Annotated in this window: 14 protein-coding genes; 4 read left to right on the top strand and 10 right to left on the bottom strand. The window is 70.1% G+C overall.

Annotated features, from left to right (window positions below):
- Positions 1-48 precede the first annotated feature (48 nt).
- A complete protein-coding gene (locus G6N51_RS27990) occupies positions 49-798 on the top strand; it encodes a dienelactone hydrolase family protein (protein WP_083173911.1) in 750 nt (249 codons plus the stop codon).
- Here the strand turns inward: G6N51_RS27990 and G6N51_RS27985 are convergent.
- Genes G6N51_RS27985 through G6N51_RS27975 form a run of 3 tightly spaced genes read right to left on the bottom strand, consistent with a single transcriptional unit; the run spans position 787 to position 3,883 of the window.
- Positions 787-1,914, bottom strand: coding sequence for an acyl-CoA dehydrogenase family protein (locus tag G6N51_RS27985; protein ID WP_083173912.1), 1,128 nt, complete (start codon positions 1,912-1,914; stop codon positions 787-789). The two genes, G6N51_RS27990 and G6N51_RS27985, sit on opposite strands and share 12 nt — an antisense overlap.
- On the bottom strand, positions 1,911-3,104 hold the full coding sequence (locus G6N51_RS27980) for an acyl-CoA dehydrogenase family protein (protein ID WP_083173913.1): 1,194 nt from the start codon (positions 3,102-3,104) through the stop codon (positions 1,911-1,913). The genes G6N51_RS27985 and G6N51_RS27980 overlap by 4 nt, the downstream gene beginning before the upstream one ends.
- A 2-nt stretch (positions 3,105-3,106) precedes the next feature.
- Positions 3,107-3,883 carry an SDR family oxidoreductase gene (locus G6N51_RS27975; RefSeq protein WP_083173914.1) on the bottom strand — a complete coding sequence of 259 codons (777 nt, stop codon included), beginning with the start codon at positions 3,881-3,883 and terminating at the stop codon, positions 3,107-3,109.
- Positions 3,884-3,973: 90 nt separating this feature from the next.
- On the opposite strand from G6N51_RS27975, the gene G6N51_RS27970 reads away from it, so the two are divergent.
- A complete protein-coding gene (locus G6N51_RS27970) occupies positions 3,974-4,321 on the top strand; it encodes a PE-PGRS family protein (RefSeq protein WP_083173915.1) in 348 nt (115 codons plus the stop codon).
- 11 nt (positions 4,322-4,332) lie between these two features.
- Here G6N51_RS27970 and G6N51_RS27965 read toward each other — a convergent pair whose 3' ends face one another.
- On the bottom strand, positions 4,333-7,563 hold the full coding sequence (locus G6N51_RS27965; RefSeq protein WP_083173916.1) for an acetyl-CoA carboxylase family protein: 3,231 nt from the start codon (positions 7,561-7,563) through the stop codon (positions 4,333-4,335).
- Positions 7,560-9,095: a class I adenylate-forming enzyme family protein gene (locus G6N51_RS27960; RefSeq protein WP_174814349.1), complete on the bottom strand. Its 1,536-nt coding sequence runs from the start codon at positions 9,093-9,095 to the stop codon at positions 7,560-7,562. The genes G6N51_RS27965 and G6N51_RS27960 overlap by 4 nt, the downstream gene beginning before the upstream one ends.
- 39 nt (positions 9,096-9,134) lie before the next feature.
- Between G6N51_RS27960 and G6N51_RS27955 the strand changes: the two genes are divergently transcribed.
- Positions 9,135-9,968 (top strand): thioesterase family protein, encoded by an 834-nt coding sequence (locus tag G6N51_RS27955; RefSeq protein WP_174814348.1) that lies wholly within the window; start codon positions 9,135-9,137, stop codon positions 9,966-9,968.
- Here G6N51_RS27955 and G6N51_RS27950 read toward each other — a convergent pair.
- The 3 genes from G6N51_RS27950 to dapB are packed head-to-tail and all read right to left on the bottom strand — an operon-like array spanning position 9,965 to position 11,629.
- Positions 9,965-10,432, bottom strand: a complete 468-nt coding sequence (locus tag G6N51_RS27950; protein ID WP_174814347.1) for a flavodoxin family protein — start codon at positions 10,430-10,432, stop codon at positions 9,965-9,967. The two genes, G6N51_RS27955 and G6N51_RS27950, sit on opposite strands and share 4 nt — an antisense overlap.
- Positions 10,432-10,884: a hypothetical protein gene (locus G6N51_RS27945; RefSeq protein WP_083173917.1), complete on the bottom strand. Its 453-nt coding sequence runs from the start codon at positions 10,882-10,884 to the stop codon at positions 10,432-10,434. Before G6N51_RS27945 ends, G6N51_RS27950 begins: the two co-directional genes overlap by 1 nt.
- Positions 10,885-10,891: 7 nt before the next feature.
- Positions 10,892-11,629, bottom strand: coding sequence for a 4-hydroxy-tetrahydrodipicolinate reductase (gene dapB / locus G6N51_RS27940; RefSeq protein ID WP_083173959.1), 738 nt, complete (start codon positions 11,627-11,629; stop codon positions 10,892-10,894).
- Positions 11,630-11,732: 103 nt separating this feature from the next.
- On the opposite strand from dapB, the gene G6N51_RS27935 reads away from it, so the two are divergent.
- Positions 11,733-13,079 (top strand): HNH endonuclease signature motif containing protein, encoded by a 1,347-nt coding sequence (locus G6N51_RS27935; protein ID WP_083173918.1) that lies wholly within the window; start codon positions 11,733-11,735, stop codon positions 13,077-13,079.
- A 1-nt stretch (position 13,080) separates the two neighbouring features.
- Here the strand turns inward: G6N51_RS27935 and G6N51_RS27930 are convergent, their stop codons facing one another.
- Together G6N51_RS27930 and G6N51_RS27925 are read right to left on the bottom strand one after the other, a co-directional pair.
- Positions 13,081-14,160 (bottom strand): NAD(P)H-dependent amine dehydrogenase family protein, encoded by a 1,080-nt coding sequence (locus tag G6N51_RS27930; protein ID WP_083173919.1) that lies wholly within the window; start codon positions 14,158-14,160, stop codon positions 13,081-13,083.
- A gap of 6 nt (positions 14,161-14,166) precedes the next feature.
- Positions 14,167-15,147 carry a Rieske 2Fe-2S domain-containing protein gene (locus G6N51_RS27925; protein ID WP_083173920.1) on the bottom strand — a complete coding sequence of 327 codons (981 nt, stop codon included), beginning with the start codon at positions 15,145-15,147 and terminating at the stop codon, positions 14,167-14,169.
- Positions 15,148-15,175 lie beyond the last annotated feature (28 nt).

Below are 15,175 nucleotides of genomic sequence, written 5' to 3'. Positions count from 1 at the left end.
TCGACGCCAATAAATCCCCCGTCGATCGCACAGAGTAAAACGGGTGCCATGCCGAACATCATCGACACCATCACCACCGCTGACGGAACCTGCACCGTCCACTTGTTCACCCCGGACGGCCCGGAAGCCAAGGTTCCTTGGCCCGGCGTGGTCATGTACCCCGATGCCGGCGGGGTGCGCGACACCTTCGAGCAAATGGCGGCCAGACTGGCCGGATACGGCTACACCGTGCTGCTTCCCGACGTGTACTACCGCAGCGGCGATTGGGCACCGTTCGACATGGCCACCGTGTTCGGCGACGAGCGGGAACGCAGGCGGCTGTTCGGCATGATCGGCAGCGTCACGCCGGACAAGATGGCCGGCGACGCAGCCGCCTTCTTCGACTACCTGGCGGCCCGGCCCGAGGTGTCCGGTGAACGTTTCGGCGTGTGCGGCTACTGCATGGGCGGGCGCACGTCGCTGATCGTCGCCGGCCGGGTGCCCGAGCGTGTCGCCGCCGCGGCGTCGTTCCACGGCGGCGGCCTGGTGACCGACACCGCGGACAGCCCACACCTGCTCGCCGACCGGATGAGCGCCACGGTGTACGTGGGTGGCGCCAAGGACGACGCCTCCTTCACGCGCGAGAACGCCGAGCAGCTCGAGAAGGCGCTGACGGCGGCCGGCGTGCGACACACCGTCGAGTGGTATCCGGCGGGCCACGGGTTCGCGGTTCCCGACAATGCGCCGTACGACCCGGCCGCGGCCGAACGGCACTGGCAGGCCATGACCGAGGTCTTCGCTTCCGCGTTACCGCGCTGAGCCGCTCGGCGGCAGGTCCACCAATTCGGCCAGCCGGGCGCGGTGACGGTACGCGGTGCCGAAGATCAACTGGTCGCTCTTGGCCCGCTTGAGGTACAGGTGCGCGGGATACTCCCACGTCATGCCGATACCGCCGTGCAGTTGTACGCACTCCTCGGCCGCGTGCACGGCGACGCCGCTGCAATACGCCTGAGCCAGGGCCGCCGCGACGGCCGCGTCTCCCCCGCAAGCGGGAGGTGCCCCCACGTCGTCTTGGGCGCAGGTGTCGGCGGCGTAGCGGGCGGCCGCCGTCGCGGCGCCGACCTCGAACCACAGGTCCGCGAGCCGGTGTTTGATCGCCTGGTAGGAGCCGATCGCACGGCCGAATTGCTTGCGCTGCTTGGCATAATCGAGCGTGGTCTCAAAACACCACTGGGCGACTCCGAGTTGCTCGGACGCGAGCAGGGCGGCCCCGGTACGCAGCGCCTCGCCGACCGGTCCGTCCGCCGGCCCGACGCGCGAGGACTCCGCGCCCGAGAACCTCACGTCGGCAAGGGGTCTCGTCATGTCCAGCGCCAGCAGCGGCGACACCTCCACACCGGCCGCGGTGCGCGAGACGGTGTGCAGCTCGAGTCCGTCCGGGCCGGCGACCGGTATTACCAGGACGTCGGCCTCGGCCGCACCGGCGACGCTGGTGACCGATCCGCTCAGCCCGTCGGCGCCGCGGGCCACCGCCGCGACCGGATCGCCGGGCGCGGTGGACACCGCCACCGCCAACGCGGCGGTCAGTTCGCCGTGGGCCAGCGCGGACACCGTCTCGGTGTCGCCGGCACGCAACAGCGCGACCGTGGCCAGCACCGCGCTGGACAGGAACGGCACCGGTGCGACGGCCCGCCCGATCTCCTCCATGACGACCGCGGCCTCGCGCGCACTTGCGCCCGCGCCGCCGAGGGATTCGGGAACCAGCAGCCCGGCGACCCCCAGCTCGGCGGCCAGCGTCCGCCAAACGCCCGAAAAGTCCTGCGGTTCGGGGTCATAGGCGTGTGCCACCGATTCGGGCGGGCAGCGGTCGGCGAACAGATGCCGGACGCTGTCCCGCAGCGCCTCTTCGGTGTCGGAGTAGAGCAGGTCGCTCACCGGTTCAGGTCCTTCCACGCGACGTCTTTGTCGACGCGATGCTCACCCGGCAGGCCCAGGATCCGCTCGGAGATGGTGTTGCGCAGGATCTCCGAGGTGCCGCCCTCGATCGAGTTGCCGCGGGCGCGTAGGTAGCGATAGCCGGGCTCGCGCCCGATCAGATCGACGACTTCGGTCCGGCGCATGGTCCAGTCGTCGTAGCGCAGCCCCGACTCGGCGTGCAGCTCGATGTCGAACCCCGAAATGGCTTGCGCGAGGCGGGCGAAGGCCACCTTCATGCCCGCGCCTTCCGGGCCGGGCTGGCCGGCCTGGGCCTGTTGCCGCAGCCGCTCACCGGCCAGCCGAAGGACCTCGGCGTCGACCCACAGTTTCATCAGCTCGTCGTGCATCGCGGGGTTGCGCAGCCCGGGCTCGTCCCGCCACGCCTTGGCGACCTTGCCGATGATGCCGCCCTCGCGCGGCGTTCCGGCGCGGGTGCCGATGGCGACGCGCTCGTTGTTGAGCGTGGTGGTCGCGACCCGCCACCCGCCGCCGACCGGGCCGAGCCGGTTCGCGTCGGGCACCCGCACGTCGGTGAGGAACACCTCGTTGAATTCCGCCTCGCCGGTGATCTGGCGCAGTGGCCGCACCTCGACGCCCGGCTGCGTCATGTCGCACAGGAAGTAGGTCAGGCCAGAGTGTTTGGGCACCGTCGGGTCGGTGCGTGCGACCAGGATGGCCATCTGCGCGTGCTGGGCCATCGAGGTCCACACCTTCTGCCCGTTGACGATCCAGTCGTCCCCGTCGCGCACCGCGCGGGTGGCCAACCCGGCCAGGTCCGAGCCCGCGCCGGGCTCGCTGAACAACTGGCAATAGACCTGCTCACCGGTGAACAAGGGGCGCAAGAACTTTCGCTTCTGCTCGTCGGTCCCGAAGGCCGCGATGGTGGGGGCCGCCATCCCCATTCCGATGAAATTCTTGGCGGTGCCGCCCACCGGCGCCCCCGCGGCGGCCAGCTTTGCGTCGACGAGTTCCTGGGCCTTGCGCGGCAAGCCCAGCCCGCCGAAGCCGTGCGGCAGATACACCCAGGCCAGGCCCGCGTCGTACTGGGCGCCAAGGAATTCCCGCGGCTCGGTGGTGGCGGGGTCGTGCTCGTCCAGCAGCGCCTGCACCCGCGCCTCGAGGTCGACCCCCTGATCGTCGGAGCTCACGGCTAGCCCTGCGGTCGAGTCTGGAAGCCCTGGGCGGCACCGAGCAGCAGGCCGCCGTCGATGACCATCGTCTCGCCGGTGATCCAGCTCGCGGCGTCGGAAACCAGGAAGGCCACTGCGCCGGCCACGTCGGCGGGCTCCCCGATGCGACCGAGCGCGATTGAGGAGGCGAGCGGGTCCTCGTGGTCCTTCCACAGCGCCTCGGCCAGCCGGGTGCGCACCACCCCGGGGGCGATGGCGTTGACGCGAACGCGGGGTGAGAGCTCGAGGGCCAGCTGCTTGGTGACGTGGATCAGCGCGGCCTTGGTCGCGTTGTACATCCCCATGGCCGGTGACTGGTGCAGGCCGCCGATGGAGGCGGTGTTGACGATCGCGCCGCCGTGCTCGCCCATCCAGGCCTTGACGACCAGCGAGGTCCACAGCAACGGTGCCCACAAGTTGACGTCGAAGATCTTGGTGAACCGGGCGTGGTCCTGGTCGACCAGCGGACCGTAGGCCGGGTTGGTGCCCGCGTTGTTGATCAGGATGTCGGCGCTGCCGAAACGCTCGCATGTGAGGTCCACGCACCGCCGGGCGGCGTCCTCGTCGACCGCGTGCGCGCCGACGCCGAGGGCGTTGCCGTCGACCTGCGCGGCGGCCTCGTCGGCGGCCTCCTGCTTGCGGGCGGTGAGCACCACGTTGGCCCCGGCGCCCGCCAGCTGCTGGGCGATCGCGAGCCCGATCCCGCGCGAGGCGCCCGTGACGATCGCGGTTCGGCCGGTCAGATCCAGTGAGGTCATCGTGATGCGCCTTCCGTCGCGCGATAGCCAGCGGTTTCCCGTTTCGCTAGATGGATGTTTACACCTGCCCGTGCGTGGTATGCGAAGCGCATGTCCTCGAAATTAACCCTCACGAAAAGACTGGTGATGGGCGGGGCTGCGGCCGCGGCAATCGCGGTGGCGCCGATCGCCGTCACCGATTCTGTTGGTCCCGCACCTGCGCCGTCCGCGGCGCCCACGCACGTGGTGTTCAAGGACGACCCGGGCGGCGGGGGCTGCGACGCCAACGGCAACTGTGGTTCCGGCGGCCAGTTCAACGGGCCCGGCGGCGGTCCGGGCGGCCAGGGCTGCGTGCCGGGCGTCGGCTGCGGCTCCGGTGGCCAGTTCGCCGGTCCCGGCGGCGTACCCGGCGGCCAGGGCTGCCTGCCCGGCGTCGGCTGCGGCGCCGGCCACGCATAACCGTCGCACCCTCAGCCTCCCTGGAGCCTGGCAATCCAGGCCCGGGAGTCGGCGGGGTCGATGACGTCGTCAAGCTCGAACGTGGTGGCCGCCCGCAGCGCCTTGCCGTGCTCGTAGGCCGCCGCCACCAGCTTGTCGAACAGCTCTTGGCGCCGGACGGGGTCACCCTCGGCGGCCAGTTCCTTGCTGAACCCGAGCCGCACGGCACCTTCGAGTCCCATCCCGCCGATCTCCCCGGTCGGCCAGGCGACGGTGAACTGGGGGGCGCGGAATGATCCGCCGGCCATCGCCATCGCGCCAAGCCCGTATCCCTTGCGCAGGATGATCATTCCGAGCGGTACGGTCAGCCGCGCGCCCAGGACGAACATCCGCCCGAACCGCCGGACCGCCGCCTGGATCTCCGCGTCGGGGCCGACCATGAAGCCGGGGGTGTCGCACAGCGAGATCACCGGCAGCCGAAACGATTCGCACAGGGCGAGGAAGTCGCCGGCCTTGTCGGCGGCCTCGGCGTCGACGGCGCCGCCGAGGTGGTGGGTGCTGTTGGCGATCAGCCCGTACGGCGCCCCCTCGACGCGCACCAGCGCGGTGACGATGCCGACGCCGTAGTCGGGCCGCAGCTCCAGCACCGAGCCGGTGTCGACGATCGCCTCGATGGCCCGGTGCACGTCATAGGCGCGTAACCGGTTCTGCGGCACCACATGCCGGGCCAGCCGCGGATCCGGCGCCGCCCAGTCCTGCAGGGTGCCCTGGAAATACGACAGATAACGCTTGGCCAGCGAGACCGCGTGCGCCTCGTCGCGGGCGACCAGACCGACGACGCCGTTGCGCCGCTGCACGCCGATCGGCCCGATCGCCTCCGGCGGGTACACGCCGAGCCCGCCGCCCTCGATCATGGCCGGCCCGCCCATCCCGATGTTGGCGTCGGGCGTCGCGATGATCACGTCGCACACCCCGGCCAGCGCGGCGTTGCCGGCGAAGCACCGGCCGGAGACGATCGCTATCAACGGGACCCGACCGCTCAGCGCGGCCAGCATCCGGAAGGTCGGCACGTCCAGCCCCGCGGCGCCGCCGACGTCGGTGTCGCCCGGCCTGCCACCGCCGCCCTCGGCGAACAGCACCACCGGCAGCCGCCGTCGGGCGGCCAGGTCGAACGCGCGGTCGGTCTTGGCATGGTTGCGCATGCCCTGGGTGCCGGCCAGGACGGTGTAGTCGTAGGACACCACCACCGCCTCGGCCGCGGCCCGCCCGAAACGATCCGCTCCGATCGTGGCCAGGCCCGCCACCAGGCCGTCCGCCGGCGTGTTGGCGATCAGGTCTTCTTCCGAGCGCCGGCTGCGCTGTGCGGCGATCGCCAGGGCGCCGTATTCGACGAAGCTACCGGGATCGATCAGATCGGCGATGTTCTCCCGCGCGGTGCGGCGACCTTGGCTGTGCCGCTTGGCCACCGCGGCCTCGCGCCCCTCGTCCAGGGTGAACAGATGCCGTCTGCGCACCTCGTCGAGGTCGGCGCGCGGCCGGTCGAGATCCGTTGCGGCCGCTGATGAATCGCCACCGGCGGCGGTGCCCGTGCGGGTGAAGACCAGCAGCGGGTCGCCGGTTCCGACGACCTGCCCGGCGGTCACCAGACTGCGAACGGTCCGCAGCGCATCCGGCGCGGCGAGCACATGCTGCATCTTCATCGCCTCGAGGACGACGAGCTGGGAGCCCGCCGGGTATTCGGCCCCCTCGGGCACCACCTCGACCACGGTGCCGGCCAACTGAGCCCGCAGCACGTCCTCGCCGGGGTAGAGCTCGACCGGCGCGGCGCGGACGTCGTGCTGGTGCGACACCACCACCGCGGCCGCCAGCTCGGGCAGCTTCTCGTCGAGGAAACCCGTGCTCACGCAACCGGATTCGACGGCGGGGTCACGCAGTAGCTCGCGCAGGAATTCGACGTTGGTGCGGACGCCCTCGATGCCGAACTCGGCGAGGGCGGTCCGCGCCTTGCGTACCGCCGCGCGCGGCGACGACCCGTGCACGTGAGCGACGACCTTGGCCAGTAGTGAGTCGTATTGCGGGTTGGCGACCAGCCCGGCCCGGCCGTGGGTGTCGACGCGGATCCCCGGCCCGCTCGGCGGCGAGAACGCGGTGAGCGTCCCGGCGGAGGGCACGACGGACAGGTCGGGGGCGAAAGTCTCCATGTTGACGCGGACCTGGATCGCGATGCCGCGATGCGCGACGGGCTCGCCGATGACTTCGTTGCCGTCGGAGGCGATACCGGCCGGCAGCCCGAGCTGGTAGTAGGAGGCACCCCCGGCGATCGCCAACTGGATCGCCACCAGGTCGAAACCTGTCGTCTCCTCGGTGACCGTGTGCTCCACCTGTATTCGCGGATTGACTTCGAGGAACACGAAATCCTCACCGGTGACCAGGAATTCGACCGTGGCCAGGCCGCGCAGGCCGACCCGCGCGCACAGCCGGGCCGCGGCCTGGTGCAAGTCGCGCCGCAGCCCGTCGGAAAGCGCCTGGGCGGGCGCGATTTCGACGAGTTTCTGGTAGCGCCGCTGGATGCTGCAGTCGCGGTCGCCGAGCGCGAGTGCGCGGGTCTGGTGCCCGGCCGGGGCGGCGACGACCTGAACCTCGATGTGCCGCGCACCGTCGAGCAGCGCCTCGGCGTACAGCGCCGGGTCGCCGAAGCCCAGTTGCGCCTCCGCGGCGCACTGTCGGTAGGCGTCGCCGATCTCCCCGGCGCCGCGCACCGTGCGCATTCCCCGCCCGCCCCCGCCGGCGAGCGCCTTGATGATGATGGCGCCGCCGTGGGCGGCAAAGAACGCCTCGATGTCGGCGATGCTGCTCGGCCCGTCGGTCGCGGTCAACACCGGCACCCCGGCGGCGACGGCGGCGCGGCGGGCGGCGGACTTGTTGCCCACGAGCTCGAGCGCGTCGGCGTCCGGTCCCACGAACGTGTACCCGGCGCCGGCGCAGGCGCGGGCGAATTCGGCGTTCTCACTGAGGAACCCGTAACCCGGGTGGATGAGCTCTGCGCCGGAGCTCTTGGCCGCGGCCAGCATCGCGGGCTGGTCCAGGTAGGCCCGCGGCCCGGCGCCCGCGAGGCCGATTGCCTCGTCGGCGGCGTGCACGTGGGGGCTCTCGGCATCGTCCTCGGCGTAGACGGTGACCGTTCGCATGCCCAATTCTGTTGCCGTGCGCACGATTCGGAGCGCGATCTCGCCGCGATTGGCGACCAGCACGGTCGCGCTCATCGCAGCGGCTCCCCCCACCGCACCTGCTCACGGAGTTCGCCCTTCAGCAGCTTGCCGCCGGCGTTGCGGGGCAGCGCTTTGTCGACCACCGTGACGTACTGCGGCACCTTGAAGTCGGCGAGCTGCTCGCGGCAGTGGTCGAGCACCGCCGGCACGTCGATCTCGTCGGCGCCACCGAACAACACCGCGCCGACCTTCTCCCCCATGACGTCGTCGGGAACCGCAAGGACGCACGCGTCCGCGACGTGGGGCGCCGCCAGCAGCACGGCTTCCACCTCGACGCTGGACACGTTCTCACCGCCGCGGTTGATGATGTCCTTGAGCCGGTCGACGATGTGCACCCGGCCCGCTTCGTCGACCCGTACCACGTCACCGGTGTGCAGCCAGCCGTCCACGATGGTGGCCGCGGTCGCCTCCGGGCGGTTCCAGTACCCGGCGGTCACGTTGGCGCCGCGCACCACCAGCTCACCGACGCCCGGCTCGTCGTCGCCGAACCGGACCAGGCCGAGGTCGACGGACGGGACGGCGTACCCGACCGAGTCGGCGTGCTCGACGGCGTCGCGGCTGGGCAGCACGGTCATCAGCGATGCCGTCTCGGTCATCCCGTAGCCGTTGAACACCGTCGCTTGGGGGAAGGCATTCTGCACCGCCTGCACCAACGACGGGGCTATCGGGGCCCCGCCGTAACCCACCCAGCGGACGCCGGACACGTCGGCGTTGGCGAAGGCGTTGTGCCGCAACATCAACGCGTAACCCGCGGGAACGGTGACCATGACGGAGATGCGCTCGGCGCTCAGCGTGGCGATCAACGCGTCCAGGTTGAGGGCGGGCATGATCACCGAGGCCCCGCCCAGCCGGGCGGCGACCAGAAGCTGCGTGTTGCAACCGGTCACGTGGAACAGCGGCACCGAGATCAGCGTGCGCATGCCTTCGCCCAGGTCGCGCGGCTGGTCGAGACAGCGGATCGCGTTCTCCGTGTTGGTGAGGAAGGCCTCGTGGGTGGTCGGCACGCCCTTGGGGTGGCCGGTGGTGCCCGAGGTGTAGAACAGCGCGGCCACGTCGGCGGGCCCGAGTCGCTCGGTGACGTACGGCTGTCCATCGGGCAGCGGGGCGCCGGCCCCCAGGTCCACCGCCGCCCCGGAGTCGGAGAGGACGAAATCGACCTCCGGTTGCGCCGAGCGCGTATTGACCGCCACCGCAACGCCGCCGGCCATCACCGTGCCCCAGAACGCCAGCACCCAATCGATGCCGGCGGGGTAACGCACCGCCACGCGGTCACCGGGTCGCAGCCCGGCGGCGCGCAGTCCGCCGGAGACGCGCGCCGCGCGGTCCCACAGCTGCCGGTAGGTCAGCCGACCGGCACCGAGTTCGACCAGCGCCTCGCTGCCCGGGCGCCGCTCGACCTGCTCGGCGAGCATGTCCAGCAGGGTGGCCGGGAGTTCGTCGTAATGCGGGATGCCGTCGGCGCCACGGGTCACGCCGGTGGTGGGGAACGGGTTGTGGCGGCGCGGGATTTCGATCACTTCAGGCATGCCCGGTCCTTGCCATCCCCCTGTCCTATCGTGATAGCGGTGACGATCGAGGATTCCGCCATCATGCCCGAGGCATTCTTCACTGTCGATGGCGACTCTTACCTGCCGGGCGCGATGACGCGGGGACCGTGGGGCGCAGCGCTAGGGGGCCAGAACGTCGGCGGCCTGCTGGCGTTCGGCATAGAGCGCTCGGGGATCGATCCCGACCTCCAGCCCGCCCGCCTGACGGTCGACCTGTTGCGCCCGGTGCCGCCCGAGCCGGTGCGGATCCAGACCTCGGTGCAGCGGGAGGGCCGGCGGATCAAACTCGTCGACGCCGCGCTGGAGCAGAACGGGCAGATCGTCGCGCGGGCCAGCGCGCTGTTCCTGCGGCGAGGGGACCATCCTTCCGGGGAGGTGTGGTCCGGCCCGGTCGAGATGCCGCCGCTTCCGGTCACCTCCGATGGCTTCCCGGTGGACATGCCGTTCCTGATCTGGGGCTACGGCGCCACACCCGGGGGCGCACCGGGCATCGCGGCCGGCGAGTGGGAGCAGGCCCATTCCCAGAAGTTCGCGTGGACGAGGCTGTTCCGCCCGATGGTGCAGGGCCACCCGCTCACACCCTTCACCCGCCTGGCATTTGTCGGTGACATCACAAGCTCGCTGACCCATTGGGGCACCGGCGGTTTGCGCTACATCAACGCCGACTACACCGTCACCGCCAGCCGCCTGCCGGACGGTGAATTCCTCGGCCTGGCGGCCCAGAGCCATTACGGCACGGCGGGTGTGGCCACCGGCACCGCGACCCTGTTCGACCGGCACGGGCCGCTCGGCTCCAGCACGGCGCTTGCGCTGGCCCAGCCGGCCGAGGCGTTCCAGCCGACCTACAGCTAGACCATCAGCTGGGCGGCCACCGTCGCGCCGAGTTCCCAGCAGGCCTGTAGGTCGCTCTTGTCCGGCTTGCCCGAAACCACCACTGTCTCTGCGGCTTTCGCCCAGCCCAGCCCGGTGGTGATCGACATGACGCCCCGCTCGGCGCCCTCGGTGCCTTCGTTGCCGTGCAGGTACAGCCCGAACGGGCGTCCGCGCGTCGAGTCCAGCAGCTGGTAGTAGGCGCAGTCGAAGGCGTGCTTGAGCGCCCCGCTCATGTAGCCCAGGTTCGCGGGGCTGCCCAGCACGTAGCCGTCGGCCGCCAGCATCTCGGCCGGCGACACCGTCAGCGCCGCCCGCCGCACCACCTCGACACCCTCGATCTCGGGGTCGGTCGCACCGGCCACGACCGCCTCGAACATCTCCTGGCAATGCGGCGACGGCGTGTGGTGGACGATCAGCAGCGTCTTGCTCATCGGCTCGCTCATCACCGGCCCTGCAATTCGAGCGCCGTCTTCATGGCTTCCCGCGCCCGGCGGCGGTCCCCCGCATAGTCATAGGCGCGGGCCAGCCGATACCAGCGGCGCCAGTCGTCGGGGTGGTCTTCGACCTCGGTGCGCACGGAGGCGAACAGCGCGTCGGCGGCGTCCCGCTCGATGCGGCCGGACGCGCGCCGCGGCAGGGCGCTGGTGTCGAGCTCCATCCCGTCCGCCGCGATCAGGTGGGCCAACTTCTGGTGGGCGAACCCGGACCTCAGCGTCGCCACCATCGCCCACAGCCCGATGAGGGGCATGACCAACACCGCCAGCCCGAGCCCGACGGCGGCCGCCCGGTCCGAGGCGATCATCGCGACGGCCATCCGCCCCAGCAGCACGAAGTAGGCCAGCATCGCGACGCACAGGAACGCGATGAGCAGCTGGGTGCGCAGGGCGGCGTTCATTGGAGGTTCACCGCAGGTCGAGCAGGGGCTCGAGCCCCACGGTGAGGCCGGGCCTTTCCTTGACGCGCCGCACCGCCAACAACACGCCCGGCACGAACGACGTGCGATCCAGGCTGTCGTGGCGGATGGTGAGCGTCTCCCCCTCGGTGCCGAACAGGATCTCCTGGTGGGCGACCAGCCCGGCCAGCCGCACCGAGTGCACGGGGATGCCGTCCACGTCGGCACCGCGGGCGCCGGGAAGGCTGGTGCTGGTGGCATCGGGATTGGGCGGCAGTCCTTTTCGCGCTTCGGCGATCAGCTTGGCGGTGCGCGCGGCCGTTCCGGACGGGGCGTCGGCCTTGTGCGGGTGGTGCAGCTCGATCACCTCCACCGAGTCGAAGAAGCGCGCCGCCTGCGTGGCGAAATGCATGGACAGCACCGCCCCGATCGCGAAGTTGGGTGCAATCAGCACCGAGGTGTTGGGGCTTTTCGCCAGCCAGGCCTCAACCTGTTCCAGGCGGCCGGCGGTGAAGCCGGTGGTGCCGACGACGGCGTGAATCCCGTTGCCGATCAGGAACTCCAGATTGCCCATCACCACGTCGGGGTGGGTGAAGTCGATGACCACCTCGGTGTCCGAATCGGTGAACAGGCTGAGTGGATCGCCGGCGTCCACCTCCGCGGACAGGGTCAGGTCCTCGGCGGCCTGCACGCCCGCCACCATCGCCGAACCGACCTTGCCCTTGGCTCCCAAGACGCCTACCCGCATGGGCTTCACCCTAGACCGGGCCGGTTCATCCACAGTCGGGTGTTTATCCACAACGGTCGCTTTTCGGGTGGTCGGCGCCGGCGTGGCCGGATAGTGTTCGAACATGAGTTCGATCGAGGTTCCGCCCGAAGTGGCCGTCGCGCTGGACGCGTTGGACGCGGCCGACGAGGCCGTGCGCGGGCTGAACTTCGGCGCGCTGAGCCCGGTGATTCGGCTGCGGGTGCTCGAGCACCTGGAGACCTCGCGCCGGCGTCAGGTCGCGACGAGCCACGGCGTGATCGCGGGCCTGGCGCGGGAGGATCCCGCCGATATCGGCGGTCCGGTCCACAAGGTGATCGGCGACTGGTTGCGGATCAGCTACGCCGAGGCGTGCCGGCGGGTTCGGGACGCCGGGCAGCTTTCGCCGCGCGTGACCCTGACCGGTCAGGAGCTGCCACCGGAGTTGCCCGCCACCTCGCGGGCGTGGCGGGAGGGCGTCCTCGACGGAGGGCACCTGCGGGTGATCCAGGGTTTCGTGCGCGGCCTCCCGGACGCCGTGCCAGCCGAGACGGTGGCGGCCGCCGAAGAATTCCTGGCCCGGCAGGCGGTCGGGTTGCGTCCCGATCAGCTGGAAAAGGTCGCGCACCAGTGTGCGCTGCGGATCAACCCGGACGGGAAATTCTCCGACGCCGACCGCGCGCGGCAGCGCGGCTTCGCCTGGACGGGGCAGCGCCTCGACGGGATGAGCGTCGGAAAGCTGGTCGCCTCGCCGGAGCTGCGGGCCAATCTCGACGCCTGGCTCGCCCGGTTCGCGGCCCCCGGCATGTGCAATCCGGATGATGAAACGCCCTGCGTCGAAGGCGAACCCAGCGACGGGGCCGCGAGCGGCGACTCGCGCAGCCATGCGCAGCGCCAGCATGATGCGCTCAACGCGTTGGTCCGCGGCCGGCTGGGTGACCCGAAATTGGGCTCACACAACGGATTGCCGGTCACCGTCATCGTGTCCACCACGCTGCAGGAGCTGACGGCGGCCACGGGGCGGGCGGTCACGGGCGGCGGAACGGTGCTGCCGATGCGCGACGTGATCCGGATGGCCCGCCATGCCTACCACTATTTGGCGGTCTTCGACGAACACGCGGCCCGCCCGATCTATCTGGGCCGGTCGCGGCGAATCGCCAGCCCCGACCAGCGCGTCGTCCTCTACGCGAAGGACCGCGGCTGCACGCATCCGGGTTGCGACGCGCCGGGCTATTGGTGCGAGGTCCACCACGTCGACGAGTGGGCCGCCGGCGGCCTCACCGACGCCGACAGACTCACCTTCGCCTGCACGCCCCATCACAAGCTGATCGAAAAGGGCTGGCGGACAAGGAAACTCCCGAACGGTCGCACCGAATGGATCCCGCCTCCGCGTTTAGGTCGCGGCCCGGGCAGCAACGACTACCACCACCCGGAACGCTTTGCGGATCCTTGACCTAGGTCTTGAACCGGCCGGCGAACCCGCGCAGCGGTAGGTCGGCGCTGGTGATGAGGCCCGGCGGCGCCGCCACCACCGATTTGATCGCGGCCAGCGCGGGCATGCCGGTGACGGTCATGCCGATGGAGGCGAAGTTGTCCGGGTTGGACAGGTCCACTCCGGGCTTGGGGAAGATCATGTGCTTGTTGTAGACGCACGGGTCGCCCTTGATCTGGGTGATGTAGCAGCCCTTGATGTTCCAGCTCGGATCGGTGTGCGGGGTCATCTGCCACTCCAGGTGCGTCTCGACGCGCGGAACCCCGTCCACCATGCCCTGGTACTTGATGTAGTTGCCGCCCAGCGAGCCCTTGGGCAGGGTGTACCAGCCCAGGTCCACGTCCTTGGTGCAGGCGCCCAGCTCGTAGCTGAACTTCACCTCGTCGAGCGCCAGGTCGAAGCAATCGGCCATCATCAGCACGCTGTCGGCGAAGACGCGGGTGTACTTCTCCAGCTTGGCCGGGATCTCCGGGTCGTCGACCGGCTGGCCGTAGCCCACCTCGATCCAGGTGTCCTTGGAGTGGTGGCACGAGACGTCGACGGACTCGATGGTGGTGACGTTCTCGATGTCGGCGACGTCGGCCGAACACACCACGCCCAGTATCTGGTTCAGGCCCGGGTTCATCCCGGTCCCGTAGAACGTCGCGCCGCCTTTGTCGCAGGCGTCGGCCAGCAGCCGGCTCACCGGCTTGCCCGACGGGTGCGGATGGTTCTTGTCGCGGTGCCAGCCGGTGATCCAGTCGGCGGTGGTGACGACATTGATGCCCGCCTCGAGCACCTTGACGTAGAGGTCCTCGTCGGGGAACACGCCGTGGAAGGTGAGCACGTCCGGCCTGGCGGCGATGATTTCCTCGACGGTGCCGGTGGCCTTCACCCCGTTGGGTGCCCCGCCGGCGAGCTCACCCGCGTCCTTGCCGATCTTCTCCGGCGAATAGCAGTGCACGCCAACGAGTTCGAGATCGGGCTGGGTGGCGATCCGCTTGATCATCTCCGAGCCGACGTTTCCGGTGGCGACCTGGAAGACGCGGATGGGTGCGTTCATTCGGCTTCAGCCTTCCTGATAGAACTGCTTGGCCCACTTGCGGATTGCGGTGAAGCCCGCGTACTCATCGGTGGCCAGCGCCGGCAGCTCAGAGTAGCGCTGGTGTTGCCAGATCCCGATGTCCTGCTCGAACTGGCGGATCACTTCACGGCCGAACTCGGCCGCCTTGAGCTCGGCGCGCGCCGGGTCCTTACCCGGGTTCCGGCCGATGTAGACCATGAACCGGACGTCGGAGGTGAACTCGTCGACCGGCGTGACCGCGGAGATGGTGCGGTTGTCGATCATCCCCCAGCTCTTGGTCACCGCGATGCCCAGTCCACCGTTGATGGCCTCGACGCCGCTGTTGACGTCTTCGATCTTCTGCCCGTCGTCACCCTCGAACGTGATGGTGAAGTCGACGAACGACACCGGCTCGGCGAAGTCGTGACGGGTGAACACCGGCACGATGGGCGTCTTGTGCACGAACTTGAAATGCGCGAAGTCGACGCCGTTTTCGAGCACGTACTGCGGATGCAGCTCCAAGGCCGTCCGGTACAACCGCTGCTGTGGGTAGTAGTCGTCGGCGCCGCTGCCGTCGCGGAACGCGCCGAAGACGTCCGGCGCGTCGAAGTAGGGGTCGCGGCGCCTGACGTCGTGCCAGATGTAGACCGACTCGTTGCGTTCGACCACGGGGTAGGTGCGGATGCGCCGGCCGCGGTTGGGGCGATCCTGGTAGGGAATGCGGACGTTACGGCCCTCCCCGTTCCACTGCCACCCGTGGAAGGGGCACTGCAGCACCTCGCCGACGACCTGTCCGCCGTAACCCAAGTGCGCGCCGAGGTGTTCGCAGTAGGCGTCCATCACGGTGAGCTCTCCGGACTCGGCCCGCCACGCCACCATCTCCCGGTCGAAGTACCTCATCGTGTGCACGTCGCCCATATCGATCTCGTCGGACCAGGCGACCTGGAACCAGCCCGTGGGTTTCATCGACAGCGGCGGCTTGGCCATGCGGGATCCCTCCTTGAGAAGAGATCAT

Source organism: Mycobacterium paraseoulense (assembly GCF_010731655.1).
Lineage (GTDB): Bacteria > Actinomycetota > Actinomycetes > Mycobacteriales > Mycobacteriaceae > Mycobacterium > Mycobacterium paraseoulense.
This window is presented reverse-complemented; position numbering and strand designations above follow the sequence as displayed.

Coding starts and splice junctions, on each gene's coding strand:
- G6N51_RS27990 (WP_083173911.1), top strand. CDS start 49: ATGCCGAACATCATCGACACCATCACCACCGCTGACGGAACCTGCACC.
- G6N51_RS27975 (WP_083173914.1), bottom strand. CDS start 3,883: ATGACCTCACTGGATCTGACCGGCCGAACCGCGATCGTCACGGGCGCC.
- G6N51_RS27970 (WP_083173915.1), top strand. CDS start 3,974: ATGTCCTCGAAATTAACCCTCACGAAAAGACTGGTGATGGGCGGGGCT.
- G6N51_RS27965 (WP_083173916.1), bottom strand. CDS start 7,563: ATGAGCGCGACCGTGCTGGTCGCCAATCGCGGCGAGATCGCGCTCCGA.
- G6N51_RS27960 (WP_174814349.1), bottom strand. CDS start 9,095: ATGCCTGAAGTGATCGAAATCCCGCGCCGCCACAACCCGTTCCCCACC.
- G6N51_RS27950 (WP_174814347.1), bottom strand. CDS start 10,432: ATGAGCGAGCCGATGAGCAAGACGCTGCTGATCGTCCACCACACGCCG.
- G6N51_RS27945 (WP_083173917.1), bottom strand. CDS start 10,884: ATGAACGCCGCCCTGCGCACCCAGCTGCTCATCGCGTTCCTGTGCGTC.
- dapB (WP_083173959.1), bottom strand. CDS start 11,629: ATGCGGGTAGGCGTCTTGGGAGCCAAGGGCAAGGTCGGTTCGGCGATG.
- G6N51_RS27935 (WP_083173918.1), top strand. CDS start 11,733: ATGAGTTCGATCGAGGTTCCGCCCGAAGTGGCCGTCGCGCTGGACGCG.
- G6N51_RS27930 (WP_083173919.1), bottom strand. CDS start 14,160: ATGAACGCACCCATCCGCGTCTTCCAGGTCGCCACCGGAAACGTCGGC.
- G6N51_RS27925 (WP_083173920.1), bottom strand. CDS start 15,147: ATGGCCAAGCCGCCGCTGTCGATGAAACCCACGGGCTGGTTCCAGGTC.